This window comes from Roseovarius sp. MBR-154 (genome assembly GCF_053628595.1).
This window is the reverse complement of the sequence record NZ_JBRJGR010000059.1, coordinates 1-2,718: the sequence shown is the minus strand read 5'-3', so window position 1 is coordinate 2,718 and position 2,718 is coordinate 1. Positions and strand designations below refer to the sequence as shown.

4 protein-coding genes are annotated in these 2,718 nt (G+C 64.9%); 1 reads left to right on the top strand and 3 read right to left on the bottom strand.

Annotated features, from left to right (window positions below):
* Positions 1-103: 103 nt before the first annotated feature.
* The 3 genes from tnpC to ACSSV4_RS23085 all read right to left on the bottom strand — a co-directional run bounded on the left by tnpC (position 104) and on the right by ACSSV4_RS23085 (position 2,532).
* Positions 104-1,753 (bottom strand): IS66 family transposase, encoded by a 1,650-nt coding sequence (tnpC, locus tag ACSSV4_RS23095; RefSeq protein WP_454277318.1) that lies wholly within the window; start codon positions 1,751-1,753, stop codon positions 104-106.
* A 63-nt stretch (positions 1,754-1,816) separates the two neighbouring features.
* Positions 1,817-2,170, bottom strand: a complete 354-nt coding sequence (gene tnpB / locus ACSSV4_RS23090; protein WP_454277317.1) for an IS66 family insertion sequence element accessory protein TnpB — start codon at positions 2,168-2,170, stop codon at positions 1,817-1,819.
* Entirely contained in the window at positions 2,167-2,532 is a 366-nt protein-coding gene (locus ACSSV4_RS23085) for a transposase (RefSeq protein ID WP_454277319.1), read from the bottom strand. Before ACSSV4_RS23085 ends, tnpB begins: the two co-directional genes overlap by 4 nt.
* Between ACSSV4_RS23085 and ACSSV4_RS23080 the strand changes: the two genes are divergently transcribed.
* Positions 2,461-2,718: hypothetical protein (locus ACSSV4_RS23080; protein WP_454277320.1), on the top strand; the 258-nt coding region annotated here is incomplete at its 3' end. The two genes, ACSSV4_RS23085 and ACSSV4_RS23080, sit on opposite strands and share 72 nt — an antisense overlap.

Sequence of the window (2,718 nt, the reverse complement as noted above, 5' to 3'; positions counted from 1 at the left end):
GTAAGCGGCGGCCACGCCCCATTGATTTTGCACTTGCGCGGCGTCGCGATGGGATGAAGCGGAGGGCGGCCGGTAGCTCGTCAGGGACTACGAGACGAGGTCCCTATGCATCCCGGCCCTTTTGGGCGTAGGCCCACGGCATCAGATCGTCGATGTCTCGGGCGAGATGGCCGTGGGCCAGCTTCGTGAACAGATCGCGCATATACGCATATGGTTCGACGCCGTTCATCTTGCATGTGCCGATCAAGCTGGCGAAGCGGGCCCAGTTGCGGCCACCCTCGTCGTGGCCGGCGAAGAGCGCGTTGCGGCGGTTCATGGCCGGGCTGCGGATGGCGTTTTCCACGAGGTTGGAGTCGATGTCGACGCACCCGTCTTCGAGGAACAGCCGGAAGCCGTCCTGGCGGCGCAGCATATAGGCCATTGCCTCACCGAGGTCGGATTTGCGCGACACGCGTGCAGCCTGGGCGGCCAACCAGGTGAAGAGCTCATCGACCAGCGAGCGCGACAGGTCCTGCCGGACGGCCAGACGATGATCCGGGTCCGAGCCACGGATGGCATCTTCGATCTTGTAGAGGGCCGCGATGCGCAACAGCGCCTCCTCGACGATGGGGGATCCCTTCTTGGGCTTGGCCGCGATCAGCTTGCGTCGGCCATGCGCCCAGCAGAAGGCCAGCCGCAGCGGATCGCCGCCCGTGCGTTTCGGCGTGGCCAGATGGGTATAGGCGCCATAGGCATCGACCTGGATCGTACCGTTGAAGCCGTCGAGGATTTCGGCGGCGTATTCGCCCTTTCGCCCGGGCCGGTAATGGAACACCACGCCGGGCGGCGCAGGCCCGTTCCAACCACGGTCATCTCGCAAGACGGCCCAGAGGTAGCCGGTCTTCGTCTTCCCCTTCCCCGGCTCCAACACCGGGGCAGTGGTCTCATCGACATAGAGCCGGGTGCTGCCCTGTTTCAGCAACACCGCCATTCGGTCCACCACCGGCGCGATCAGCGCACCCGTTCGGCCCATCCAGTCGGCCAGCACCGAGCGGTCGATCGGCACCCCATGCCGCGCCATGACCACGGCCTGCCGGTTCAACGGCATGTGCTCGGAATGCTTGGACACCGCAATCTGGGTCAGCAGCGCCTCGGTCGGCCAGCTTCCCTCCAGCAGATGCGCGGGGGCTTTGGCCTGCACCACGCCGGTGCGCCCCTTGGGACAGGCATATCGGGGCCGAATCGTGACAATGACCTGATAGCGCGCGGGGATGTAATCCAACCGCTCGGTGCGGTCCTCGCCGATCCGGACCATGTCGCCGCAGCCGCAGGGGCAGACGATGCTCTCAGGCTCGACCACGCGCTCGACACGCGGCAAGCTTTCGGGCAATGCCCGGGCCTTGCGGGGCGCGCGCGGCTTGCGCTTCTCTGGGTCTGGTTCGCTGGCCGCGATCCTGTCCTCGACGGCGGCGATTTGCGCCTGCGTCTCGGCGATGGCGGTTTCCAGATCTTCCAGCGCCAGCTCCAGCTGCGCAGGGTCCAGCTTCTCGGATTTCGGCCCGAACTTGGTGCGTCGATACTCCTGAACCTGACCTTCCAGCTTCTCGATCAGCGCCTTGAGCTCGGTGATGAAGGCCTCTTTCTGGGCGACCACGGCCTGTTCGTGCTGGCGTGCGGCGCGCTCGACCGAAAGCTCGAACTGAACCGCCGCAAAAGCCTTCACCACCTCGGGCGGCAGGTCCGGAAACTGGCTGAGATCGAAGGGCTGCGACATGCCCCTTCCTACCCGATCCGGGACAGAAAGCCCAATAAAACAACGCCAAAACAGCTGCCTGAGTCATCCTGCCACAGTCGGTGCCAGCACCCGTTGCGCCACCACCCGCCGCCAGTCCAAGCCTTCGAACAGCGCTTCGAATTGCGCCCGGGACAGCCGCATGACCCCGTCCTGTATCTTCGGCCAGGCGAATCTGCCTTGCTCCAGGACCTTGTAGACCAGAACCATTCCGCAGCCATCCCACACAAGGATCTTCAGCCTGTCCCCGCGTTTTGAGCGAAACACCACCGTCACACCGGAATGCGGGTCGAGCTTCAGCTCCGTCTGCACAATCAGCGCCAGAGCGTTATGCCCGCACCTGAAGTCGACCGGCTTCGTCGCGATCAGGATCGGCAGCCGTTGACCGGCGACAATCACGATGCACCCCGCAGCGCCCGCACCAGCGCGGCCGCGCGTTCCACCGCGACATCGCCGGGAATACGCAGCAGCAGATCAGGCCCGACCTCGATCGTCATCACGCCGATGCCGCCCTGCCCGACCTCGGCCGTGGAAGATACCGGCTGATCCATGTTCTCAGGCAGAATGGACAACGGCACAAAGGCAGGTTCAGTCACCGCCGAGCTTGGCGATGTGGTCAGCGCGTCCATCAGGTCGCTCGGCAAAACAAGCCGACCCTGTCGGGCATGCCGACGCCAATCTGACAGGTGATGGGGCAGGATGTCATAGCGCGCTGCCACATCGCAGACCCGCACACCCGGCTGAAGGCTTTCGGCAACGATCCGAGCCTTGAGCTCAGCAGGCCACCGCCGCTTGCCTCGCCGCCGCGGCTCGACAACCTCACACCGCCCCATGAAACCATCGCCACCGTCCGCCATGCGCAACCTCCATCTGCTCAAGCAGATCCTATCGCAGGCGCCGCAGGCGTCAGGAACACTTCAATTCAATGGGGCGTGGCCGCCGCTTAC

Bases quoted from the DNA above. Each gene is read 5' to 3' on its own strand.
- tnpC (WP_454277318.1), bottom strand. From the start codon at position 1,753: ATGTCGCAGCCCTTCGATCTCAGCCAGTTTCCGGACCTGCCGCCCGAG.